Raw genomic sequence first — 22,727 nt, forward strand, 5'->3', positions numbered from 1 at the left:
AATAATATCGATCGCGAAAATACCGTGACGTCGAGAATAAGGAATCTCCATGGTGAGCGCGTACGTAGGCCCGGGGAACGATGCGGATGACGACTTGGCATCCGAACTCCCATCACTGCCAGCACCTTTGAAGGCGGGCGACCGTGCTGTCATCTACCTACGTGTCTCATCGCCGGGGCAGTTCAAGACAGACTACGACCCGGAAGGCATATCGATTCCCGCTCAACGTGTCGCCTGCCAGAACAAGGCAAATCAACTCGGCCTGACCATCGTCGACGAATACATCGAGCCTGGCCGGAGTGCGACCGAAATGTCGAAACGAGTCGAGTTCCAAAAACTGCTCGCTCGAATTCGAAACCATCAAGACGTCGACTACGTCATCGTCTACAAACTGTCTCGTATGGCCCGAAACCGGTTCGACGACGCCATCGTCATGGCCGACCTCCGCAAGCGAAACGTCACCCTGGTCTCCGCCACTGAATCCATCGACGACTCGCCGGTCGGCCAGCTCATGCACGGCATCCTCGCCACCTTCAACGAGTACCAGTCCCGCGAGTCCGGCGCCGACATCTCCTACAAGATGGGCCAGAAAGCCCGCAACGGCGGCACACTCGGCCGCGCCCGGCTCGGGTACCTCAACATCTTCGACCGATTCGACGGCCGCGAGATCCGCACCATCGGCGTCGACCCCGAACGCGCACCGCTCGTCCAGCTCGCGTTCCAGCTGTACGCCACCGGCGACTACACCCTCGACGAACTATCCGAGGAACTCTACGACCGCGGACTGCGCACCCGACCGACCCACCGCCACCCCGCCCAACGAGTATCCAAAAACAAGCTCTCGACGATGCTGCGCGACCGCTACTACCTCGGCTACGTCATCTACAAGGGCGAGGAGATGCAGGGCCGACACGAGCCGCTGATCGACGAGAACCTCTTCGACAACGTCCAAGAGATCCTCGAATCCCGGACCAACGCCCACGAACGCCGACGCGTCCACCACCACTACCTCAAAGGGTCACTGTTCTGCGGACGCTGCCAGCGGACCGGGACCGTCGGGCGGATGATCATCCAGCGAACAACCAACCGACACGGCAACGAATACCTCTACTTCTTCTGCCGCAACAAACAGAAGGGCACCTGCAACGCGCCACACATCAACGTCGCCCTTGTCGAAGACGCCGTCGAGGCGCACTACGCGACGATCCGATTCCGCAGCGACTTCATCACCAGCATCCGCAACCAGATCGCCGAAGCCATCAACGCTCAAGAGACCGCCGACCGACTCCTCCAGAAACAACTGACCACCGAACTGCAGGCACTCGACGCCCAGGAAGAGAACCTCATCGACCTGGCAGCCGACGCCACCCTTCCGCAGCCCAAGATCAAAGCCAAACTCCGCGACATCGCCCACCAACGGCGACGACTGACCGAACGCCTGGCAACAACGACCGAAGACCTGTCATCCAGCGCCCGACTCATCGACGCCGCGCTCACACTGCTGGAGAACCCCCAAGAACTGTATCGCCGCTGCAACGAACACCAGCGCCGCCTGTTCAATCAGGCAATCTTCCAACAGCTCTACATCGACGACGAGCAGATCAACGGCCACCGCCTGCACGAACCCTTCGGACAGCTACACGCCGCCCAACGGGCACAAGCAGGAACATGCGGCGCAACCCGGCACAAGACAAGCCGGGATGCTCCTGAATCAGGCAACTCCCGAATGAAGGGAGGAGTAGGGGTCCTACTCCAGGGCGTTCATTCAGCCCCGGGTTCTAGTAGTGACCCTATGGTGGAGCTAAGGGGACTCGAACCCCTGACCCCCACACTGCCAGTGTGGTGCGCTACCAGCTGCGCCATAGCCCCTGGTTATTCGCGTCCGGTTTCCCTCGCGCTTGAAGAAAGTTACACCACGTGCGCGTCAGCATCCAAATCGACTGGATGCGGGGTTGGCGTAGTGAGGCGGACCAGCTAGTATCGAACATATGTTCGAGGACTTTCGAAGCTCATCCCTGGACTTCGCGACCATGAGTGATGAGGGGCTGATCGGCGCCCTTCGGACGGCGCACGGGGCGGTGGCCGCGGCGCAGGCGGCGGAAGTGTTCGCCGTGCGGGAGTTGTATCGGCGGCGGCGGGCCGAGAATGTGGAACCGGGGACCGACGGGGTGCGGGCCGGGGAGTTCGCGGCGTCGGAGGTGGCGGTGGCGCTGCATGCCGAGGAGGCGACGGCGGGGGCGCTCATCGATATCGGGCTCGCGCTCGACGAGTCGCTGCCGCGTACGCGGGCGGCGTTCGCGGCGGGGCGGATCGATGTAGCGAAGGTGCGGGTGATCGTGGATTGCACGCGGGGGCTGGCGGCGGAGGTCGTGGCGGTGCTGGAGCCGCGGTTGATCGAGACTGCCGAGCGTACCGATCCGGGGCGGTTGCGGCAGGCGGCGCGGCGGTGGGTGGCGCGGGTGGATCCCGGTGGGGCGCAACGGCGTCGGGAACGGCGGCAGGACGAGCGCGACGTACGGATCAGGGGTGTGCAGGATGGTATGGCGGTGTTCGACGGGCTGATGCCCGCGCCGGGGGCGCAGACGGTCGCCATGCGACTGCGGGAGATGAGTTATGCAGTGTGCTCGCGAGATCCGCGGACCATGCCGCAGCGGCGGGCGGACGCGCTGGTGGCGCTCGCGGACGGGTCGGGGCGGCTGCGGTGCCGGTGCGAACGCGGGGAACGGTGCCCGGTGGCGGCGGTGCCGATCGATCCGCCGCGGCGCGCGCTGATCCAGGTCGGGATTCCGGCGGAATCCCTGTTCGGACTGCGGGACGCGCCGGGATATCTCGCGGGATACGGTCCGATCGACGCCGCGCTGGCTCGACGCATCGCCGAACACGCTCGGTTCCAGGCGATTTCGGAACAGGATGCGGACGAGGAGCCTTCCGCGGCCGATATCGGACGTGCGATCGCGGAATCCGGCGCTGACGCGAGGGGTGCTCACCTCGACTCCGATTGTCGGATGCCCGCGCAGGAAATCGCCACCGCGGGAACACGCGCCGACGGACCGTCGGCGGTGACGCGGGCCGAGCGCACGGCGCGAGCGGTGGACGGTAGCTGCCGGTTTCCCGGGTGCGCCATGCCCGCGGCCGAATCCGAACCCGAGACGACGCGGCGCGGCGGTCTGGTGTCGCTGTGCTCGCGCCACAGACGCCTGAAGTCGTTGGCGGACAAGGGCAGAACGGGATGGCGGGTGATACTGGCCGGCCGCGACCGACTGCGCTGGACGACGCCGACCGGCGACATCTTCGTCAGTGTCCGCGAAGGGGCGCGCTATCTCTTCCCGCACACCGACACCGAAGCGCCCGTCGTGCCGCCCGCGTTCACGCGGCGCACCGAACCGACGCGGGCCGAATCTCCCGCCCCCGGCGACCGGCCTACCGCCGAGGACCTGTGTTACCCGCTCAGCGGGCACCTTCCGGTGCACCGGCAACTGTCCCGACTCGCGCCCGAGGACGACATCTCCTAGGCTCGCCGCCACCGCGAGCGGACTCAGCTACTGACCTCCACCACCCAGTTCTCGTTGTTCACATCCACCCGGTTCGACCCGTCGTACACCGCGGGTGTGGCGGCCCGCCCTTCCAGCAGTCCGTTGAGCTGGTCCAGCGCGGCTTTGGCGGTGACCTTCGCGTTCTCGATCTTCGCGCCGGACGCGACGCACCGCACGACCTCCTCCGAGGCGCCCGCCGAGCGCGCGAGTTCGGCAAGCTGCTGATCGGTGTGGTCGCTGCGGTTCTCCTCGGGCTGATCGGTGACGAACAGCCGCTCATGGAATTTCGAGTACACCGGACCGGAACCGCCCTCGGCCACACACTGGTTGGCGGCGACGGCTCGGGTGGAGTAGTCCTTGCTGCCGGAGCGGGAGTCAAGGAAGTTCACGAAGCGGTAGCGCACGGCCAATTCGCCGTCGTCGACGCGCTGGGCGATCTCCTGGCCGTAGACGCGTTCGACCTCGCCGCAGGCCGGGCACAGCGGGTCCTCGTACACGTCGACGGTGTGGGCGGCGTCGACGCGGCCGAGCAGGATCGCGCCGTCGGGGGCGAGCACGGAGACCACGGCGGGATTGTGGACCGCTCCGTAGCCGTCGTTGCGGATCGCGGCCTCCTCCTTGCTCCAGCGCATCGCCAAGAACACGATCAGCGCGATCACCACCACCGCGACGGCGGCCAGAGCATAGGTGGTGGTGTTCGACATGGGTCGCGGCGTGTACTTCTGCGGAGATTCGCTCACCCCGACCACTTTGCCCGAACTCGGCGCGGCGGTGGCCGCCGGGCGGGCGAATCGGTGTGTCGATCCGCGCCGCGGCCGCTGGTCAACTGCTGCGCAGTACCGCGGACTCGGCGATGCGGCGCAGCGCCTGGCCGACCTCGGCCGGGAACGGCGCGTCGGCAAGCGCGCGTTCGGCCTGTTCCCAGCGCTCGCCTATCATTCGCTCGACCCGCGGCTGGGCGGTTCGGGACAGGATCTCGCGGCAGGCGCGCGCGCCGTCCTCGTCCAGGCCGGGATCGCCGAGCAGTGCGCGCAGCCGGGCGGCGTCGGTGGCGGAGGAGTGTTCGAGGGCGAGGGCGACCAGGGCGGTGTGTTTGCCTTCGCGCAGATCCTCCAGATTGGATTTGCCGCTGCGTGCCGGATCGCCGAAGACGCCGAGCAGGTCGTCGCGCAGCTGGAACGCCTCGCCGAGTGGCCGGGCGTAGGCGGTGAGGGCGGCGCGCACGGATGGCGCCGCACCGGCCAGCGCGGCGCCGAGGTGCAGCGGGCGTTCACAGGTGTAGGAGACGGTCTTGTAGCGCACGATCCGCAGGGCGCGTTCGAGATCGCTGGTGGGGCGGGCGGTGGACAACAGGTCCAGGTATTGGCCGTACATGACGTCGGCGCGCATGTGGTCCAGTACCGAAAGGGCCGCGCGGAGCCGCGCGGAACTCAGTTGCGCGGTGTGCAGGAGTTCGGCGGCCCATACCATCGCCAGATCGCCGAGCACGATGGCCGCGCCCGCGCCGAAGCGGTCCGGGTCGCGCCGGTCGCGATAGCGCTCGGCGAGGACGCGGTGCACGGTCGGCCGGTCCCGGCGGGTGGCGCTGTCATCGATGATGTCGTCGTGGATGAGCACCGAGGCATGGAACAGTTCCAGTGAGGCCGCGGCCCGCACCACCGGTGCGGGCACATCGGGTCCGCCGCCGCCCGCGAGCCAGCCGAGGACGCACAACACCGGGCGGATGCGTTTGCCGCCCGCGAACAGGAATTCGTCGAGGACGGTGACGACCTCGTCCGGCAGCTGCCGGGCGGCGCCGCTGCCCCGCTTGCCACGCAGGAACGAGGACAGCGCGGCGTCGACCCGGGTGCGGATCGCGCTCAGGTCGGCGGCGACGACATCGACGGTCCGGGCGGTCATCGCGCGTTCTCCCCGCTCAGCAGGCCGTCGATGCGCACGGCGCCGGTGCCGAGCCCGGACGGGCGCAACAGCTCGGTCAGCACGGGTTCCGCGGCGCGCGACATGGCGGGCCGGTACCGGGATTCGAGTTGGTCCTCGAGGTATCGACCGCTGTGTTCGTGCCAGTGCGCGATGGCGGCCATCCAGTCGCGGAGTTCGGCCACGCGCCGGTCCAGGGCGGCGCGAGCCTCGGGACCGAGGTCGGATTCGTCGTAGAGGGCGGGCAGTTCGGTGGTGACGATGCGGTCGAATTGGTCGATCCGCGCGGTCATGAGGTCGGTGACCATGCTCACGGCCTCCTCGCGGTCGCATTCGAAGAACGTGCGCATGACGCGGACGCCGTTGTGCAGGTCGCCCTCGTATTCGGTTTCCTTCCGATACGAGAACAGGTCGTTGAGCAGGGTCGCGAAATCGGTGGCGGTGTTCTCCAGATCGCGCAGCGTCTGCGCGCGATAGACCTCGGGCGGGACCAGTTCGCCGTGGGAGAGCCGCGACATGGTCTTGGTCAGATCGGAACCGAAAGTGCGGCGGCGCATTTCGATGTAGTCGACGGGATCGGGAATGCGATCGACCACATCGTTGGCGACCTCCCATTCGCAGCCCTCGATGAGGTTCATGACCGAGGTGTGCAGTTCGAGTCGCTGGGTGGCGTTGAGATCGCGCGCCGAGCGCCGCCACAGCTCGGCGAGTCCGCGTTCCATCGTATTGGCGGGGAGCGGGACCTGCGAGTCGTCGAGCGGCATGAACCGCTGGAATCGTCTGGTCTGGGCATCCGCGCCCGCGAGATCGCGGCGGCGGCCGAAGACCTGGGGATAGTAGTCATCGACATAGGTGCCCCAGGCCAGCCAGGCGGCGGAGATGTCCAGTTCCTCGGCGGTGGCGTCGGGGTCCATGCCCGCCGAGCACAGGGCGAAATCGAACTGGCGCAGGTCGTTCGGCGTCCACAGCGGCAGCCCGCCCAGCGGCAGCACCGGTTCGTGCAGGCCGATCTCGCGGCCCCACCGCGTCAGCGTGGTCCGCGCCGACTCCAGCAGCGGATTGAGTCGCAGTTCGTACGGCATGGCGATCTCGGGTTTCGCGGTCGCGCCGACCGACTCGAAACGGGTGTGCGCGAAACCGCGGGCACGCACGTGCTCGGAACGCGGATCGGGGCGCGGCAGCCGCGCGACGGCGGAACCCGGGCCGATCGGCGGGCGCGGGCCGCCGCCCGCGAGCGCGCCGCCCTTGTTCATGTAGCGGCTCGATCGCATATGCCATTCGTGGCCGCCGGACTGCCAGTCCTGCAACCCTTTCGCGTAGGCGTAGACGGCGAGTTGTTCCGGCACGCCGACCGATTCCCGGACGAACAGCAGGGGTACCTCGGTGAGCGCGGTGTGCTCGAACTGTTGCAGGCGCGAGGTCAGCAGATCGTTGACCAGGTTCGCCGCGCGCTGGGTCTCACAGCCGATGAACCTCTCCACCACCAGCACTGCATTGGCGTTCTCCCCCTCCGAGCGAACCTCGCGTTCGTAGGAGAACAGATCGTTGCGTAGGTGGACCGCGTCGGCGAAGGTGTCGCGCAGCACCTCGAGCGGCCGGGTCCGGGCCAAATCGGCAGGCACCTCGGCGCCGACGGCGTGTTCGACCAGATTGGCCGACCACGGCGCGCCACCGACCTGCCTGCGCATCTCGATGTATTCGATCGGATTCGCGACCCGGCCCGCGTTGATATTGGCCAGCTCCCAGCGCGATGCCTCGAGCAGTGCCCGGGTGGTCTCGGCGAAACGGCGACGCCAGTCCATCGACATCGTCGGCACGGTGCGCTGCCACAGATCGGCCAGTCCGCGTTCGACCGGATTGGTCGGCTCGGGCATGGGCTCCTCCGACAACGGCATGAAGGCGCGCAGCCGATCCAGGTAGTCCTTGGCGCCGACGGTGTCGCGGCTGCGTTTGAACAGTTCGAGGAAATGGTCGTCGAAATAGAAGACCCACACGTACCAGTCGGTAATGAGATCGAGTTCGCGGCCGTCGCAATCGGGATGGGTGTAGGCGCAGAGCAATCCGTAGTCGTGGCGCTCCAGATCGGCCCGGTCCCAGATCCTGCACCCGTGTTGTTCGGTGAAGAACCCCATCTCCTCGGCCCACCGCCCGGTGTGGGCGCGGGCGCGATCGAGGTGCGGATTGAGGCGGGCCGGATAGGGCATGTAGAACTCGGGGAGGTCGAACGGCTGCACGATATCTCCTGTCCTGGACATGGATGTCACCGATCCCGGCGCGTGATCAGGTCGGCGAGCGCGACCAGGTCCGGCGCGGTCGACGGGTCGATGAGCGCCGCGATCGCGGCCTCGACGCGCTGTCGGGCCTCGCGCAGCGCGGCACTGCGCCCGCCCGCGGATTCCACCAGCGCGGCGGCGCGTTCGGTGTCGAGCGCGTCCGCCCCCGCGTGGTAAAGGGCGGCCAGTTCGGCGGCGGCGACGGTGTCGGATTCAAGCGCCGCGACCACCGGCAGCGACATGGTGCGCCGGGCCAGGTCGCTCGACGGCTTGCCGGTGACGTTCGGATCGCCCCAGATGCCCATGACATCGTCGACGAACTGGAAGGCCATGCCGAGTTCGCGGCCGAAGGTGTTCATCCGCGCGACAGTCGCCGAATCCGCGCCTGCGCACAGGGCGCCCAGCGCGCAGGCGCAGCCCATGAGCGATCCGGTCTTGCCCATCGCCATGCGCCCGTAGGCGCCGAGATCGGCGGGAGCGCCCGCGCCGAGTCGGCAGTCCTCGTGCTGTCCCCGGCACATCTCGATCACGGTCGACTCGAGGTGTCCGACGGCCGTGTCGGCGATCGCGGCGGGCAGTCCGCTCACCAGCGTGCGCACCGCGAGCGCGTGTATGGCGTCGCCGAGCAGGATGGCGTCGGCCACGCCCCACACCGTCCACACCGCGGGTCGACCGCGGCGGTTGCGGTCGCCGTCCATGACGTCGTCGTGCAGCAGGGTGAAATTGTGCACCAGTTCGACGGCGACGGCCGCGTCCACGGCCACGCGGGGCAGCGCCGCGCAGGCGGCCGCGGCGCCGAGGGTCAGTGCGGGACGCAGCGCCTTGCCCGAATCCGCGCGCGCCGGTGCGCCGTCGGCGTCCCACCAGCCGAAGTGGTAGCCGCCCATGAGCCGCAACGGATCGGGCAGTGCGGATATCGCCTCCCGCAGCGCGGGTTCGCACAGGATTCTGGCGTTCGCCAGGATTTCGTCGGCGCGGCGGTCGGCCGCCGCCGAAGTCGTCTCGATCATCGGATTACACCGGTCATGCGCGGTCCTCATCTCGGGCTCGACGGGGCACAGCGACGCGATGACGGCAACGATAAGGACCGCCGGACACCGCGGAAAAGCAGGGCTAACCAGGATGAACGAAAGTACCGGAGCGACTTGCCTGCATATCGTGTTCGAATTGACCTATGCGACAGCGCATTCCGAACCCACCCGATGGTAGGTCCGCGGGCCCGGCCCGCGCCGGGAAAATCCGAACATCCCGGATGGTCCGCTTCGCGGATGGTTACGACAGTGGCACGAAGGTGTCGCGATTCGGCGAAGCGGGCGGACGGCTAGCCGGAATCGGCCGTCGAGCGCGTCCCGCGGCGGTTGTCGCGCTCGATCTCCTCGGCGTCCGAGGGCTCCTCGGGACCGCGCGGGTCTCGCTCCTGGCCGAATTCCTCGATCTCGGATTCGGGAATGATCTCGGAGCGGGCGGCGCCGGGCCGCAACGGTTCCGGGGCCACCAGCCACCACAGTGCGGCCAGGGCGAGCAGACCGCCGGTGACCAGCAAAGCGATGCCGTAGGAGGTTTGCTGTGCCAGCGCGCCGATGGCGATCGGGCCGATGACCGTGCCGAGATCGGCCGACATCTGGAATCCGGCCAGCACCGGTCCGCCGCGGGCCTTGGGCCCGATGACATCGGCGAGCGCGGCTTGCAGGGTCGGGGTGAGCATGCCCGAACCGATGCCCGCGACCACCGAGGTGCCGAGCAGCCAGGCCAGATTCGGCGCGTAGCCGAGTCCGGCGGTGCCGACGGCGCAGATCGCGGCGCCCGCGATCAGGAACGGCCTGCGCCCGAACCGATCCGACAGTCCGCCCGCCCAGAACAGCACCGCGACATTGCCCGCGGCGAAGACGGTCAACGCGACACCGGCCATACCGCTCGGCTGTTTCAGCACCTCGACCACCAGCAGCGGCACCAGCGCCATGCGCACGCCGAAGATCGCCGCGCCATTGGCGAAATTGGACCACAGCACCGCCCGGTACTCCGGCCGGGCCAGCGCCGCACCGAAACTCATCAACCGCAGCGCGCCGGAGGTCTCCGGCGCCGCCAGATGCGACCGGCGCAGGCTCAGGTGGACGGCGAGGGTCGCGACGAGCAGGGCCGCGGCGTAGATGACGAACGGCATGCGCAGGCCGAGTCCTGACAGCGCGCCGCCGACCAGCGGCCCGCTCACCGACCCGACCAGGAAACTCGTCGACCACAGCCCCGACACCCGACCGCGCTGTTCGGGCGGTGACATGCGGATCACCAGCGCCAGCGACGACACGGTGAACATGGTCGACCCGATACCGCCGACCGAGCGCAACACCAGCAACTGCCAGTAACTCTGGGCCAGCGCGCTCGCGCCCGTCGACGCCGCGACGATGAGCAGACCGCCGAGATAGACCGAGCGCTCACCCAGCCGCTGCACCAGCCGTCCGCTCACCGGCGCGAACACCAGCCGCATGGCGGCGAAGGCGCTCACGATGGCCGAGGCCGCTGCCACGCCCACGCCGAAACTGCGCGCGAACTGCGGCAGTACCGGAGCGACCAGACCGAATCCGATGGCGATGACGAAGGCGGCGCCGAGCAGAACCCAGATCTCGCCCGGCAGCGCCCGCGGGCCGCCTGCCGGGGCGAAGCGCCTACTCACCCGCCAGCGCCTGCCCTACCAGCTCCTGTGCGGCCTCCTGGACGCGGGCCAGGTGGTCGGGCCCGTGAAAGGACTCGGCGTAGATCTTGTACTTGTCCTCGGTGCCGGAGGGACGCGCGGCGAACCACGCGTTCTCGGTGGTGACCTTCAGCCCGCCGAGCGGTGCGCCGTTTCCGCGCGCCTTGGTGAGCACCGCGGTGATGGGTTCGCCCGCGATCTCCGTCGTGGTGATCATGTCCGGTGTCAACTTCGACAGCACGGCTTTCTGTTCCGCGGTGGCCGGAGCGTCGATGCGCGCGTAGGCGGGAGAGCCGTAGCGGCGCTCCAATTCCACGTAGCGCGCCGACGGACTCTGCCCGGTGACCGCGGCCATCTCCGCCGCGAGCAGGGCGAGCAGGATGCCGTCCTTGTCGGTGGTCCACACGGTGCCGTCGTGTCGCAGGAACGACGCGCCCGCGCTCTCCTCGCCACCGAAGGCCAGACTGCCGCTGAACAATCCGGGCACGAAGTACTTGAATCCGACCGGCACCTCGTGCACGTCACGGCCGAGCACGCCGACCACGCGGTCGATCATGGAGGAGGTCACCACGGTCTTGCCGATCTTGGTGAGCGCGTCCCAGCCCATGCGGTTCGCGATCAGATATTCGATGGCGACGGCGAGGAAATGGTTCGGGTTCATCAATCCCCCGTCCGGGGTGACGATGCCGTGCCGGTCGGCGTCGGCGTCGTTGCCGGTGGAGATGTCGTAGTCGTCCTTGATCGCCACGAGCGCCGCCATCGCGTAGCGCGAGGAGGGGTCCATGCGGATCTGGCCGTCGCTGTCGAGGGTCATGAACCGCCAGGTCGGGTCGACGAACGGATTGACCACCTCGAGTTCGAGGTCGTAGCGCTGCCCGATCTCCTCCCAGTAGTCCACGCTCGCCCCGCCCATGGGATCGGCGCCGAGCCGGATTCCTGCGCCACGGATCGCGTCCAGGTTCAAGACATTGGGCAGATCGCAGATGTAGTGGTCGAGGTAGTCGTAGCGTTCGACGCCGTTGTCCATGGCGTGACCGAGCGCGGTCCGCTTGACCTCGGACAGACCGTCGCGCAGCAATTCGTTGGCGCGCGCGGCGATGGCGTCGGTGGCCTTGTTGTCGGCCGGACCGCCGTGCGGTGGGTTGTATTTGAAACCGCCGTCGCGCGGCGGATTGTGCGACGGGGTGACCACGATGCCGTCGGCCTGATGCCGGGTGCCGCCGCGATTGTGGCGCAGCACAGCGTGACTCAGCGCGGGCGTCGGGGTGTAGCGGGCGCGCGCATCGATCATGGTGGTGACGCCGTTGCCCGCGAGCACCTCGAGCGCGGTGGTCCACGCGGGTTCGGACAGCGCGTGCGTGTCGCGGGCCAGATACACCGGACCGGTGATGTCGCGGGTCGCGCGGTATTCCACGATCGCCTGGGTGATGGCGAGGATGTGCGCCTCGTTGAAGGCGGTGTCGAGGCTGGACCCGCGATGCCCCGATGTTCCGAAAGACACCAGCTGCGCCGGATTCGCGGGATCGGGGATGCGGCTGTAATAGGCCGTCACCAGATGCGCGATGTCTTCCAGGTCGGTGGGCCGTGCGGGACGCCCGGCTCGATCGTGGGCCATGCTCGGGTTTCCCTTCCGTGTCGGCTGCGCCCGGCTCGTCATCAGGATCATGTCCACAACCACTCGGTCACGGACGCGGCGGCGTAGACCGCGGCCAGGCCGGCCGCCACGCTGATCACGATATTGCCCGCCGCGGCACGGTAGGCGCCTTCATCGATCAGCCGGATCGTCTCGTAACCGAATGTGCTGAACGTCGTCAGCGCACCGCAGAAACCGGTTTCGGCGACGGCGGGCACGGGACCCGCTGCCCCGGCGCCGATGAGCGCGCCGAGCATCGCCGAACCGACAATGTTAACGGTCAAAGTCCCCAACGGCAGCCGGGATCGGAAGTGGGCGGTGACCGCCTGGTCGACGAGATAGCGCGTCGGCGCCCCGAGCATCCCGCCGACCAGCACGAGTACGGCGGTCACCGGTCGCGCCCGTCCGGATGCGCGGATCGCGGGTCAACGCACCCGGCGACATCGTCGGTGCTCGCGACCCGCATGCCAGATCCCTTCCGTAGACGTTCCAGGTTATCCACCGCGCCGTCCCCGCCGTGACGCCGATCGCGCCATACCCATGCCGATCGCCACCGCGGCCAGCGCCGCGATAACCGATCCCCCGAGATAACCGAACGCCTCGGCAGTGGCACCGGATTCGAGCAGTCTACGAATCTCGAGGCAATAGGTCGAAAAAGTGGTGTATCCGCCGAGCACTCCGACGCCGAGAAACGGACGTAGCAGTCTGTGGGCTACCCATACTTCGGTGATGAGAACCATCAGGATTCCGATGGCGAGACATCCACTCACATTGATCGCGAAGGTCGACCAGGGCACCTGCCCCGGCCGCACCGGCCACCGCTGCCCGATCGCGTAGCGCGCCGACGCGCCGATCCCGCCGCCGAGGGCGATCACCAGCAGTACCGTCGGCTCGGCGACCGTGGCGGAAGTGCGTCTGCCCACCGTACGACCTCCTCGCCACCCCGACTGCCACCGCTGCGACTCTATCGGTTGGCCTCGGCGCCGCCCCGGCCCGGGACTCGACGCTCCGGCGTGCCGCGGAGGCCGGTCGACCAGTGGCACCGCGCGGCCGATCGGGTGCGCCCGCGTTCGGTGCGGCATCGACAGCGAACGGCACAGCGCCCGCGAGCGCTGTGCCGTTCTCCAGCCCGAAGGCTCTCAGTGGGCGAGTACCGGCTCCCCCTCGGCCGGGGCGGGCGCCTGGTTCGGCATGAGCACCGCCGTGAGCGCGGCTCCCGCCACGAAAATGGCGGTGGCCCACCAGAAGCTGGTGGTGTAGCTCTCGATCTGGGCCTGCGCCACGGCCAGCGGATTCGGCTGCCGGGTGGACAGGTAGTCCGAGGCGGCCGCTGCCGCGATGGTGCTGAGCAGCGCGGTGCCGATGGAACCGCCGACCTGCTGACTGGTGTTGATCATGGCCGAGGCCACACCCGCGTCCTCGTGCCGGACACCCGATGTCGCGCCCTGGAAAGCGGTGGACATCGCGCCGCCGAGACCGAGTCCCATGAGGATGAGCGCGGGCAGCACGTGCGAGGCGTAGCCGGTGTCCAGGCCGATTCGGGTCAGCCAGGCCATACCCGCCGCGGCGACGAGGAACCCGGCGGTCACGACGACCTTCGGGCCCACCTTCGGCAGCAGCACCGACGGCACGGTGGTGGAGGAGACGATCATCGCCGCGACCATCGGCAGGAAGGCCAGGCCGGTGGTGATCGGCGTGTAGCCCATGCTCAGCTGCATGTAGTAGGTGAGGAACAGGAAGATCGCGAACATTCCGACGCCCATCACGAAGACGGTCAGGTAGGAACCGCCGCGGGTGCGGTCGAGCACGATGCGCAGTGGCAGCAGCGGATGCGCGACACGCATCTCGATCGCTACGAACACGCCGATCAGCGCCGCGCCGCCGAGCAGGAACGCCAGGGTGAGCGGATCGGTCCAGCTGGTGGATTCGGCGTGCGAGAAGCCGTAGACGATGCCGAACAGCGCGGCGGTCACCACGACGGTGCCGGGGATGTCGAGCTTGGGCCGTTCGGTGACGGTGTGGCGGGCCAGCAGCAGCACCGCGCCGACCAGTGCGATGGCGGCGAAGATCAGGTTGACGAACATCACCCAGCGCCACGACGCCCATTCGGTGAGCATGCCGCCGAGCAGCAGTCCCAGCGCGCCGCCGGTACCCGCGACCGCGCCGAAGATGCCGAAGGCGCGGGCGCGTTCGGCGGGTTGGGTGAAGGTGACGGTGAGCAGCGACAGCGCGGCGGGCGCGAGCAGCGCCCCGAAGACCCCCTGGCCGACGCGGGCCGCGACCAGCATTTCGAAGCTGGTGGCCGCGCCGCCGATCGCGGAGGCGACCGCGAAGCCCACGAGGCCGACGACGAAGGTGTTGCGCCTGCCGAACAGGTCGCTGAGGCGACCGCCGAGCAGCAGTAGACTGCCGAAGGCCAGCGCGTAGCCGGTCACCACCCACTGCCGGTCGCCGTCGCCGAAGCCGAGATCCAGCTGCGCGGCGGGCAGTGCGATATTCACGACGGTCGCGTCGAGCACGACCATCAGCTGTGCGACGCCGAGTACGGCGAGCACCCACCAGCGCAGCGCGGGTGAGCCCCGTCTGCCGGTGGACGGATTCGCGGGGGCCGACGCCCCATGGTCGATGGCGGTAGTCATGTGTCCCCTCATGGCATTGGATTTATTCGGAGGTACAACCTCCGCTTAAAGTCAGAAGCTACCACAAGAACGGAGAACTCACCTCCGCTTAATCCCGGCGGTTGGTAACATGTTGGTGTGAATCACGCCACGGCCACCGCTCCACCTCGCCGCCTGCGTGCCGACGCCGCACGCAACCAGCAGCGCATCGTCGCCGCCGCGCGCGAATTGTTCGCCGACCACGGGCTCGAGATCACCCTCGACGACGTCGCCGAACGGGCGGGCGTCGGCGTTGGCACGGTCTACCGCCGCTTCGCGAACAAGAAGGAATTGATCGCGGAAGTCTTCGAACAGAACGTCGCGGAATTCGCGACGGCCGCCGAGGAGGCGGCCGCGCATCCCGACGCCTGGCTCGGCCTGGTCCAGTTCTTCGAATACGCCTGCACCCACCTGGCCACCAACCGCGGGTTCAGCGAGGTCATGCTCGAACTCGAGGACGACATGGACCGCTTCGCCTCGGTCCGCGACCGGATGAAGCCGACCATCGCCGCCGTCATCGACCGCGCCGCCGCCGAGGGCGCGCTCGCGCCGGGTATCGAGGCCAGTGATTTCTTCGCGCTCATCCACATGGTCGACGCGGTCGCCGAATTCTCCAAGCCGGTGAATCCGGCGACGTGGCAACGGTATATGGCGATCGCCCTCAACGGGGTCCGCTCCGACGCGGTGCCACGCCGCGAACTGCACGTGCCGCCGCTCACCGACGACGAGGTCGAGCAGGCGAAGTCGCACGTGTGCGCGGGCCGTCGCCGCTGACGCCGGATCGCCGCCTTCGAATCTCGCTACCGCTGGCGCGGGTCACAGCCGATACCCTACAGTTGGACGAATGACCAACTCGTGGGTGAACTGGGCGGGCGATCAGCGGTGCGCGCCCGCGACCATCGCCGCGCCGCGCAACCTCGACGAGGTCGCCGAAATCCTCACCACCGCCGCGGCACTCGGCCGCACGGTCCGCGTGGCGGGCGCCGGACACTCCTTCACCGACACCGTGCTCACCGACGGCGTACTGATGAACCTGTCGCACATGAACCGGATCCTCGACATAGACGGCGCGAAGGGACTGGTACGGGTGCAGGGCGGCATCACGCTCAACGCCGCGAGCACCGCGCTGCACGCCGCCGGTCTCGCCTTCCCCAATCTCGGTGACATCGACGTGCAGACCATCGCGGGCGCGACCGCGACCGGCACCCACGGCACGGGCGGACGCCTGCCGAATCTGTCGGCCGCCGTCGAATCGGTGCAACTGGCACTCGCCGACGGCACCCACGTGGAACTGAACGCCGAGAGCGACGCGGACGGCTGGCGCGCGGCTCGGGTCAGCGTGGGCGCGCTGGGTGTGGTCACGGCCATGACGTTGCGTATGAGGCCCTCCTTCGTCCTCGAGGGCGTCGAACGGCCGATTCCGGTCGAGGAGGTGCTCGGCGACCTCGACTCCTATATCGACGGCAACGACCACTTCGAGTTCTACATGTTCGCCCACAGCCATCTGGCGATGACCAAGCGCAACAACGTGGTCGAGTCGCCCGAACGGCCGCGCGGCAAGGCCGCGGACTGGTTCGCCGATATCCTCATGTCCAACTACACCTTCGACGCGCTGTGCAAGCTGGGCCGGTGGCAACCGGGTCTGATCCCGTGGATCCACCGCGGCGCGGCCCACGCGGGCAGCTACCGCCGTCAGGTGGACCGTTCCTACCGGGTGTTCGCCTCTCCCAGACTCATCCGCTTCACCGAGATGGAATACGCCCTCCCGCGCGCGCATTCGGTGGCCGCCATTCGCGAGATCAAGGAACTGGCCACGAGATTCGACACGGCCATGCCGATCGAGGTGCGCTGGGTCGCCCCCGACGACGCCTACCTCTCTCCCGCGGGCGGCCGCGAGACCTGTTACATCGCGGTGCACCAGTACCGTGGCGCGGACTGGGAGCCGTACTTCCGCGCCTGCGAGAAGGTGTTCGACACCTACGGGGGCAGACCGCACTGGGGCAAACGGCATTTCCAGACCGCGGCCACACTGCGCGACCGCTATCCGTACTGGGATCGCTTCGCCGCGGTGCGCCGCCGCCTCGACCCGAACGGCCTGTTCGCCAACGCCTATATCGACCGCGTACTGGGAACTCTCGGCTAGCCCTTGGCATCCTCGGTGGCCAGCCGGTCGTAGGGCGTCGGCTCGGCATTGACGATCGGTCGCCCGCGACACTCGCCAGAGAAGATGAGACGTTGCTATGCTAAATCTCTCATCCTCCAATTCGGGTTGAGCCGTGTTTGATCGAAGGAGATCGTCATGACCGCGTCCACCGCAGTCGAACCCACCGACTCGCGTGAACTGCCGCCGCGCCGCCCTTTCGCCCCCGGAAGCCGGATGTGGGACGAGACCGGGCTCGTCACCTTCTCCCTTACCGCCGGTTCGGCCTTCCTGCTCCAGACCATGGAACCGACCATCTCCGCCGTGGTCGACGCGCACTCCACCTTCCGCACCGACCCGACCGGGCGCGCGCTGCGCAGCCTCGCCTCGGTGATGATGTGGGTGTACGGCGGCGAGGAGGGCATCGCCGAGGCCGACCGCCTACGCACGATGCACGCCACCCTCAACACCACCACCCCCGACGGCGTGCGCCACACGGCGCTGTCCAGCGGCCCCTGGGCCTGGGTACTGCATACCGGCACCTTCGCCTTCACCGAGAACGGCAAATACTTCGCGCGCCGTCCACTCAGCTACGAGGAGAAGCAGACCTACTACCGCGAGGCCGTCCAACTGCTCCGTAATTTCTCCGTGCCTCCCAAGGAGATTCCGGAAGACTTCGCCGCCTTCGAAGAGTATTTCGCGGATATGGTGGACAACCACCTGGTCGCCACCGACACCGCCCGCGATTACCTGCGGGTCATCCGCGCGGTGGGCGCGCCGAAACAGCTTCCGCGCGCGCTGGTTCCGGCCTGGAAGGCCGCGGTCTCGCCGATCGGCAGGTTGCAGTACTTCGTCACCGTCGGCACCACGCCCGAAAACGCCCGCCGCAAACTGGGACTGGAGTGGAGCGAGGCCGACGAGCGGAAACTGCGCCTGATCGGCCGCGTCATCGCCTACGGACTGCCGCTGCTGCCGGAACGGCTGCGCTACTTCCCCATCGCCTACGAGGCGCGGCGACTGGAACGCGACCGCGCCCGGCTGCGCAAGGTCATCTCCCAGCGCCCCCTCTGAGCGCGAATCCGCTGCGCCGCCGCGCCCGTCGATCTCGCGGGCGCGGCGTTCGGTGTGCGCGCACCGCCTCTCACCAGCATCGCAATTCTCAGGCAACCACGCACCGGCGCGGGAAGGTAACGTCATGGGTGCCCGAGGTGATCGACCGTATGGCCGTATCCCTTACGCTACGACAGCGTTTCGGCCGAATGGTCGACCGGACGATTCGCTCCGTGCGGCCGACCGGGCCGTCATGGCACAGCAGGTTCGTTCGATCTTCACACCGAAAGGCGCTCGATGGCCCACACACCAAGTGTGCTGTTCGTCTGCGTACGCAATGCCGGATCCTCACCCATGGCCGCCGGCTTCCTGTCCGCACTCGCGGGTGACCGCATCGAGGTGCGTTCGGCGGGCAGCGAGCCCGCGGCGAACCTCGATCCGGTCGCCGTCGCCGCCATGGCCGAGGTCGGCATCGATATCGCGGGCGCTACGCCGAAGGCGTTGACCGACGAGGCCGTCGGCCTCTCCGATGTCGTGGTCACGATGGGCTGCGGCGAAGCGTGCCCGTACTTCCCCGGTATCAGCTACCGCGACTGGGTCGTGCCCGATCCGTCGGGGCAGGGCATCGAGGTGGTACGCACCGTGCGCGACCGCATTCGCATTCTCGTGGAGAATCTCATCGCCGAACTGGTCCCCGCGCCGACACACTGACCACGTCGGCGCCTGTCCGATTCGTTCAAGACCGCACCGCCGCGGCCGACCTACGCTGCCCCCATGACTCCACAACTGGATTTCATCGGCATCGTGGTCTCGGATATGACCGCCGCACTGGCCTTCTACCGTCGTCTCGGCCTGGAGTTCCCGCCCGGGTCCGAACAGGCGCCGCACACCGAGGCGACACTCGCGAACGGCATGCGGGTGGCGCTGGACACCGAGGCCACCGTGCGCTCCTTCCACCCGGGTTGGACCGCGCCGAACGGCGGCGGTCGCGTCGGCCTCGCGTTCCGCTGCGCCGATCCGGCCGAGGTCGACTCGGTCTACAAGGAGATGGTCGAGGCCGGGTACCACGGCGAACTGCCCCCGTTCGACGCGCCGTGGGGCCAGCGCTACGCGGTGGTCAACGATACGGACGGCAACGGCGCCGACCTCTACGCTCCGCTGGACTAGCCGGACCGCGAGTCCAGCGGATCACCGGCGAGCAACCGGCGCAACGGCATTCCCGACAGTTCGCGCACCTCCCTGGACAGATGTGCCTGATCTGCGAAGCCGGTGACCGCCGCCGCCTCGGCGGGCGCGGCGCCGGCGCGGGTCAGCGCGAGCGCCCGCTGGAAGCGCAGGACGCGCGTGAGCGTCTTTGGTCCGTATCCGAAGGCCGCCGTGGCGCGCCGGTGCAGCATTCGGGGGTGCATCCCGGTCCACTCGGCGATGTCGGCCACCGACCGACCCCGCGCGGCGGCCCGGACGATGCCGCGCAGCACCGGGTCGGGCGGGTCCGCGCGCGCGGCACGGTCGATCGCGATCTGCTCCAACGCCGCCTGCCGGTCCGCGGCGTCGTCGACCCGCGCGGTGAGCCCTCGCACGATGGCCGCGGGCCACAGGTCGGCCAGGTCGACGCGCCGGTCGCGCAGCGCGTCGGCCGCGACGCCGAGCAGCGCGGGCGCCGAGCCGGGATAGAACCGGATACCGGCGAAGGCGGCGCCGACCGGCGCGGCCGGGCGGAAGGCCGCGGTGTCGGGTCCGGCGACCACGAGACGGCCCTCGCTCCAGAGCAGGTCGATACAACCGTCGGGCAGTACGGGCCGGCCGGTGTCGGCCTCGGCGACCGTGCGCGACCACAGCACCGCGCCCGGAAGCCGGGACGGACGTTCGCGATAGGCCGATGTCACCATGCCGAGGCTACCCAACTGCCGCGTCCGGCCGGCGGACTCAGTTCGGGACCGGCGGGACGCCGCGCGGCGCGACGAGGATGGAGCGCTGGCCTTCGACACGAATACGGTCGCCCGGATCCTTGCAGCCGACGGTCACCTCGGAGCCGGGCTGCGACGAAAACGTCCACAGCGTCACCCATTCCGCGCCCGCGATATCCTCATGCTTCTTCACATCCGAGGATCGCAGATCTTCATTGCGGCCGGTACCGTCGGTTACCGCACAGCGCAAACCGGACAAAGCATCGCCCCACGCGACGGGGGCCTTGATATCCATAACGGCGTCGGCGGGGATCACCACCGGTTTGGTCTCTCCCACCGCGATGCGCACGCCGGTTCCGTACTCCTCGACCGGCTGCGCGACCGTGGTATCGGCCGGGGTGGGCGGCGGCGGAACTGATGAGGTCACGGACGATTCGGTCGTCTCATCGCCGGAACATCCGGCCACCGTGGCGGCCAGCATCACCGGCACCGCCATCCAGATCAGTCTCACAGGTCAACCTCTCGTCGCGCCCGCACGGTATGCGCGCGGCAGGATCAGCGATCGAACACAGCGAAAAACTTCTTGCGCGTAGAACAATACAGGGTCCGAATTTCGCAATTTTTCGGCAAATAAGGTTCTCGGCGGCGCGCCAATTCCCGACCGATGCGTGGACACACTCGAGGACTAGGATCGCTGCGGTGATGCGACAGCGCCGTCGCTGCCCGCATTCCGGTCGCCATTCGTCTTGGAGCAGCCTCGATGACGTATTCCGTCGCATTCCACACACTCGACGTGTCCACACCGGATGGCGCCGCCGACGCCTACCTGGCCCATCCCGACGACGGGCGGGCCCACCCCGGCGTCCTGTTCCTCATGGACGCCTTCGGTCTGCGGCCGTGGCTGCGCGAGATGATGGAAGTCGTCGCCGCGCACGGCTGCACGGTGCTCGCGCCGAACGTCTTCTTCCGCAGTGGTCGGGCCCCGGTGGTGCCGATGCCCGACTTCACCGAGCCCGGGGCGCGTGAGCGGTTCTTCGCCGATATCGATCCGGTCCGCAAGACGCTCACCCCCGACCTGGCCCTGCGCGACTCGGGCGTCTATCTCAACTGGCTGCTCGACTCCGAACTCGTCACCCCCGGCGGACTCGGTGTCGTGGGCTACTGCATGGGCGCCAGGCTGGCCCTGCGCATCGCGGGCGAGTTCGGGCCCGCCATCGCGGCGGCGGCCTGCTTCCACGGCGGCGGTCTCGCCGACGACGCACCCGACAGCCCGCACCACGCCGCCGACCGGATGAGCGCGGAACTGTATATCGCCCACGCCGACAACGATCGCTCGATGCCGCGGGCGCAGATCGCGACGCTGGACAAGACATTGGACGAGGCCGGTGCGCGCTACACCTCGGTCGTCTACGCCGGCGCCGCGCACGGCTTCACCATGCGCGATATTCCGGTCTTCGACGCCGAAGCCTACGAGCGGCATCTGCGCGAACTGTTCGCCCTGTTCGACCGCAACCTGCCCTTCGACCCCGCCTGAACGCGTATTCCCCACGGCCAGTCAGGAGTTCGATGAACACGAGCGTGCGCCACGATCTGACCTACGCGGACATCGAGGCCGCGGCCCGGCGGGTGGGTGACCGGATCAGGCCGGTCGTCCTGGCCCCGGCCGACGGCGGCGAGCGAGATCCGTCGTGGTTCGCGCTGGAATTCCTCCAGCACACCGGGTCGTTCAAGGCGCGTGGCGCGCTGAATTTCCTGCGGTGGCACCGTGATCGCGCGCTGCTGCCCGAAGCGGGGGTCACCATCGCCTCGGGCGGCAACGCCGGACTGGCCTGCGCGTGGGCCGCGCGTGACCAGAATGTGCACGCCACGGTCTTCCTTCCCGCCACCGCGCCCGCGGTGAAGGTGGCCCGGCTGCGCGAATACGGCGCGCGGGTCCGGCTGGTAGGCGATCAGTACGCCGACGCGCTTGCCGCCTGCCGCGAATACGCGGCCGCGAGTGGTGCGCTCATGTCACACGCCTATGACCATCCGCTCATCGCGGCGGGAGCGGGCACGCTCATGTCCGAGATCCACCGCGGCCGACCCGATCTCGACACCGTGCTGGTGGCGGCGGGCGGGGGCGGACTGTTCGCCGGCATCGCGACCGCCGCACGGCATTACGGGGTACGCGCGGTCGCGGTGGAGCCGCGGCGGTGTCGTGCGCTGAATGCCGCACTGGCCGCGGGACATCCGGTGGATGTCGAGGTGGATTCGATCGCCGCGGACTCCCTCGGCGCGCGCCGGGCCACCGCGCTGGCGGTGGCCGCGGCCGAGTCGACCCGTTCGGTACTCGTCGAGGACGCCGATATCGTCGCGGCCAGGCGCACACTGTGGGCACGGCACCGCATCGCCGTCGAATACGGCGCCGCCACCGCCTTCGCCGCGCTCACCGCGGGCGCCTACCGGCCGGAGTCCGGCGAGCGGGTCTGCGTCGTACTGTGCGGCGCCAATACCGATCCCGCCGATCTGGCGGACGCGGACGAGAGCGGCTAGGTGCCGATGACCGCGTTCATGATGGTGCCCGCGCTGGTCGCCACGACACCGCCGATCATGGCTCCCGCCACCATCTTCGGCGATTGCAGCCCCCCGCCGGACCACTTCTCCCAGGCGAATCGGCCGCCCGCGTAGATGATGGCGCCGATGCCGGACAGCAGCACGAACCAGGTCAGATAGCGGACCATCTGGAGGATCTTGTCGGCCAACGGCGGGGCTTCCGGACTCGGATTGCCGATCTGCGCCACAACCGCGCCGTACGTGTCGTGTGCCGCAGCGAGAACCATGCTCACAGTCCAACCCCTCTTCCGATGCCGACGAACGATTCGAGAACCGCCGTAGGCGATCGTACTAGCGTCCTCGGTAACCATTGTGGGGCAGTGATATTCGCGACTACAA

22 protein-coding genes, 1 tRNA gene and 1 pseudogene are annotated in these 22,727 nt (G+C 68.5%); 9 read left to right on the plus strand and 15 right to left on the minus strand.

Annotated features, from left to right (window positions below; all coding sequences use genetic code 11):
• Positions 1-49: 49 nt before the first annotated feature.
• Positions 50-1,138, plus strand: a pseudogene (locus tag APZ21_RS36440) (recombinase family protein); the annotation flags it as partial.
• Here APZ21_RS36440 and APZ21_RS35735 read toward each other — a convergent pair.
• The 3 genes from APZ21_RS35735 to APZ21_RS20225 all read right to left on the minus strand — a co-directional run bounded on the left by APZ21_RS35735 (position 1,019) and on the right by APZ21_RS20225 (position 1,869).
• The gene (locus APZ21_RS35735) at positions 1,019-1,414 is read right to left on the minus strand and encodes a hypothetical protein (protein ID WP_054814856.1); all 396 of its coding nucleotides are present in this window, start codon (positions 1,412-1,414) and stop codon (positions 1,019-1,021) included. The pseudogene APZ21_RS36440 and the gene APZ21_RS35735 sit on opposite strands and share 120 nt — an antisense overlap.
• Positions 1,415-1,462: 48 nt before the next feature.
• Positions 1,463-1,612, minus strand: a complete 150-nt coding sequence (locus tag APZ21_RS35205) for a hypothetical protein (RefSeq protein ID WP_195061857.1) — start codon at positions 1,610-1,612, stop codon at positions 1,463-1,465.
• A 181-nt stretch (positions 1,613-1,793) separates the two neighbouring features.
• A tRNA-Ala gene (locus APZ21_RS20225) sits at positions 1,794-1,869 on the minus strand.
• A 161-nt stretch (positions 1,870-2,030) separates the two neighbouring features.
• Here APZ21_RS20225 and APZ21_RS20230 point away from each other — a divergent pair.
• Positions 2,031-3,512 carry a DUF222 domain-containing protein gene (locus APZ21_RS20230; RefSeq protein ID WP_162240369.1) on the plus strand — a complete coding sequence of 494 codons (1,482 nt, stop codon included), beginning with the start codon at positions 2,031-2,033 and terminating at the stop codon, positions 3,510-3,512.
• A gap of 23 nt (positions 3,513-3,535) precedes the next feature.
• Here the strand turns inward: APZ21_RS20230 and APZ21_RS20235 are convergent, their stop codons facing one another.
• From APZ21_RS20235 to APZ21_RS20275, 9 genes are all read right to left on the minus strand, one after another.
• Entirely contained in the window at positions 3,536-4,237 is a 702-nt protein-coding gene (locus tag APZ21_RS20235) for a DsbA family protein (RefSeq protein ID WP_054814955.1), read from the minus strand.
• 118 nt (positions 4,238-4,355) lie between these two features.
• Positions 4,356-5,432, minus strand: coding sequence for a polyprenyl synthetase family protein (locus APZ21_RS20240; RefSeq protein WP_054814858.1), 1,077 nt, complete (start codon positions 5,430-5,432; stop codon positions 4,356-4,358).
• Positions 5,429-7,705: a terpene synthase family protein gene (locus tag APZ21_RS20245; protein WP_239476728.1), complete on the minus strand. Its 2,277-nt coding sequence runs from the start codon at positions 7,703-7,705 to the stop codon at positions 5,429-5,431. Before APZ21_RS20245 ends, APZ21_RS20240 begins: the two co-directional genes overlap by 4 nt.
• Positions 7,706-7,710: 5 nt before the next feature.
• Positions 7,711-8,733 carry a polyprenyl synthetase family protein gene (locus APZ21_RS20250; protein WP_054814860.1) on the minus strand — a complete coding sequence of 341 codons (1,023 nt, stop codon included), beginning with the start codon at positions 8,731-8,733 and terminating at the stop codon, positions 7,711-7,713.
• Positions 8,734-9,044: 311 nt separating this feature from the next.
• A complete protein-coding gene (locus tag APZ21_RS20255; protein ID WP_082393306.1) occupies positions 9,045-10,391 on the minus strand; it encodes an MFS transporter in 1,347 nt (448 codons plus the stop codon).
• On the minus strand, positions 10,384-12,024 hold the full coding sequence (pgm, locus tag APZ21_RS20260) for a phosphoglucomutase (alpha-D-glucose-1,6-bisphosphate-dependent) (protein WP_054814861.1): 1,641 nt from the start codon (positions 12,022-12,024) through the stop codon (positions 10,384-10,386). Before pgm ends, APZ21_RS20255 begins: the two co-directional genes overlap by 8 nt.
• 47 nt (positions 12,025-12,071) lie before the next feature.
• The gene (crcB, locus tag APZ21_RS20265) at positions 12,072-12,434 is read right to left on the minus strand and encodes a fluoride efflux transporter CrcB (protein WP_082393307.1); all 363 of its coding nucleotides are present in this window, start codon (positions 12,432-12,434) and stop codon (positions 12,072-12,074) included.
• A gap of 102 nt (positions 12,435-12,536) precedes the next feature.
• Positions 12,537-12,965 carry a fluoride efflux transporter CrcB gene (gene crcB, locus APZ21_RS20270; protein ID WP_054814862.1) on the minus strand — a complete coding sequence of 143 codons (429 nt, stop codon included), beginning with the start codon at positions 12,963-12,965 and terminating at the stop codon, positions 12,537-12,539.
• Positions 12,966-13,181: 216 nt separating this feature from the next.
• Positions 13,182-14,681 (minus strand): MFS transporter, encoded by a 1,500-nt coding sequence (locus tag APZ21_RS20275; RefSeq protein ID WP_054814863.1) that lies wholly within the window; start codon positions 14,679-14,681, stop codon positions 13,182-13,184.
• Between the two features lie 117 nt (positions 14,682-14,798).
• On the opposite strand from APZ21_RS20275, the gene APZ21_RS20280 reads away from it, so the two are divergent.
• The 5 genes from APZ21_RS20280 (at position 14,799) to APZ21_RS20300 (ending at position 19,056) form a co-directional block, all read left to right on the plus strand.
• Positions 14,799-15,473: a TetR/AcrR family transcriptional regulator gene (locus APZ21_RS20280; RefSeq protein WP_054814864.1), complete on the plus strand. Its 675-nt coding sequence runs from the start codon at positions 14,799-14,801 to the stop codon at positions 15,471-15,473.
• 70 nt (positions 15,474-15,543) lie between these two features.
• Positions 15,544-16,842: a D-arabinono-1,4-lactone oxidase gene (locus APZ21_RS20285; protein WP_054814865.1), complete on the plus strand. Its 1,299-nt coding sequence runs from the start codon at positions 15,544-15,546 to the stop codon at positions 16,840-16,842.
• A 156-nt stretch (positions 16,843-16,998) separates the two neighbouring features.
• Positions 16,999-17,910 carry an oxygenase MpaB family protein gene (locus APZ21_RS20290; RefSeq protein WP_054814866.1) on the plus strand — a complete coding sequence of 304 codons (912 nt, stop codon included), beginning with the start codon at positions 16,999-17,001 and terminating at the stop codon, positions 17,908-17,910.
• Positions 17,911-18,186: 276 nt separating this feature from the next.
• The gene (locus tag APZ21_RS20295) at positions 18,187-18,600 is read left to right on the plus strand and encodes an arsenate reductase ArsC (protein ID WP_054814867.1); all 414 of its coding nucleotides are present in this window, start codon (positions 18,187-18,189) and stop codon (positions 18,598-18,600) included.
• 63 nt (positions 18,601-18,663) lie between these two features.
• On the plus strand, positions 18,664-19,056 hold the full coding sequence (locus APZ21_RS20300) for a VOC family protein (RefSeq protein WP_054814868.1): 393 nt from the start codon (positions 18,664-18,666) through the stop codon (positions 19,054-19,056).
• Here APZ21_RS20300 and APZ21_RS20305 read toward each other — a convergent pair.
• Entirely contained in the window at positions 19,053-19,778 is a 726-nt protein-coding gene (locus APZ21_RS20305; protein WP_054814869.1) for a helix-turn-helix domain-containing protein, read from the minus strand. The genes APZ21_RS20300 and APZ21_RS20305 overlap by 4 nt on opposite strands.
• A 37-nt stretch (positions 19,779-19,815) precedes the next feature.
• On the minus strand, positions 19,816-20,292 hold the full coding sequence (locus APZ21_RS20310; protein ID WP_156371221.1) for a hypothetical protein: 477 nt from the start codon (positions 20,290-20,292) through the stop codon (positions 19,816-19,818).
• A 264-nt stretch (positions 20,293-20,556) separates the two neighbouring features.
• On the opposite strand from APZ21_RS20310, the gene APZ21_RS20315 reads away from it, so the two are divergent.
• Positions 20,557-21,330 (plus strand): dienelactone hydrolase family protein, encoded by a 774-nt coding sequence (locus APZ21_RS20315; protein WP_054814871.1) that lies wholly within the window; start codon positions 20,557-20,559, stop codon positions 21,328-21,330.
• Positions 21,331-21,362: 32 nt separating this feature from the next.
• Positions 21,363-22,328, plus strand: a complete 966-nt coding sequence (locus APZ21_RS20320; RefSeq protein WP_174553602.1) for a serine/threonine dehydratase — start codon at positions 21,363-21,365, stop codon at positions 22,326-22,328.
• Here the strand turns inward: APZ21_RS20320 and APZ21_RS20325 are convergent.
• On the minus strand, positions 22,325-22,615 hold the full coding sequence (locus tag APZ21_RS20325; RefSeq protein WP_174553603.1) for a hypothetical protein: 291 nt from the start codon (positions 22,613-22,615) through the stop codon (positions 22,325-22,327). The two genes, APZ21_RS20320 and APZ21_RS20325, sit on opposite strands and share 4 nt — an antisense overlap.
• Between the last annotated feature and the right edge of the window lie 112 nt (positions 22,616-22,727).

Source organism: Nocardia arizonensis, assembly GCF_001310275.1.
Classification (GTDB): Bacteria; Actinomycetota; Actinomycetes; order Mycobacteriales; family Mycobacteriaceae; genus Nocardia; species Nocardia arizonensis.

Coding starts and splice junctions, on each gene's coding strand:
- APZ21_RS20230 (WP_162240369.1), top strand. CDS start 2,031: ATGAGTGATGAGGGGCTGATCGGCGCCCTTCGGACGGCGCACGGGGCG.
- APZ21_RS20235 (WP_054814955.1), bottom strand. CDS start 4,237: ATGTCGAACACCACCACCTATGCTCTGGCCGCCGTCGCGGTGGTGGTG.
- APZ21_RS20240 (WP_054814858.1), bottom strand. CDS start 5,432: ATGACCGCCCGGACCGTCGATGTCGTCGCCGCCGACCTGAGCGCGATC.
- APZ21_RS20245 (WP_239476728.1), bottom strand. CDS start 7,705: ATGTCCAGGACAGGAGATATCGTGCAGCCGTTCGACCTCCCCGAGTTC.
- APZ21_RS20250 (WP_054814860.1), bottom strand. CDS start 8,733: ATGATCGAGACGACTTCGGCGGCGGCCGACCGCCGCGCCGACGAAATC.
- pgm (WP_054814861.1), bottom strand. CDS start 12,024: ATGGCCCACGATCGAGCCGGGCGTCCCGCACGGCCCACCGACCTGGAA.
- APZ21_RS20275 (WP_054814863.1), bottom strand. CDS start 14,681: ATGACTACCGCCATCGACCATGGGGCGTCGGCCCCCGCGAATCCGTCC.
- APZ21_RS20285 (WP_054814865.1), top strand. CDS start 15,544: ATGACCAACTCGTGGGTGAACTGGGCGGGCGATCAGCGGTGCGCGCCC.
- APZ21_RS20290 (WP_054814866.1), top strand. CDS start 16,999: ATGACCGCGTCCACCGCAGTCGAACCCACCGACTCGCGTGAACTGCCG.
- APZ21_RS20295 (WP_054814867.1), top strand. CDS start 18,187: ATGGCCCACACACCAAGTGTGCTGTTCGTCTGCGTACGCAATGCCGGA.
- APZ21_RS20300 (WP_054814868.1), top strand. CDS start 18,664: ATGACTCCACAACTGGATTTCATCGGCATCGTGGTCTCGGATATGACC.
- APZ21_RS20305 (WP_054814869.1), bottom strand. CDS start 19,778: ATGGTGACATCGGCCTATCGCGAACGTCCGTCCCGGCTTCCGGGCGCG.
- APZ21_RS20310 (WP_156371221.1), bottom strand. CDS start 20,292: ATGGCGGTGCCGGTGATGCTGGCCGCCACGGTGGCCGGATGTTCCGGC.
- APZ21_RS20315 (WP_054814871.1), top strand. CDS start 20,557: ATGACGTATTCCGTCGCATTCCACACACTCGACGTGTCCACACCGGAT.
- APZ21_RS20320 (WP_174553602.1), top strand. CDS start 21,363: ATGAACACGAGCGTGCGCCACGATCTGACCTACGCGGACATCGAGGCC.
- APZ21_RS20325 (WP_174553603.1), bottom strand. CDS start 22,615: ATGGTTCTCGCTGCGGCACACGACACGTACGGCGCGGTTGTGGCGCAG.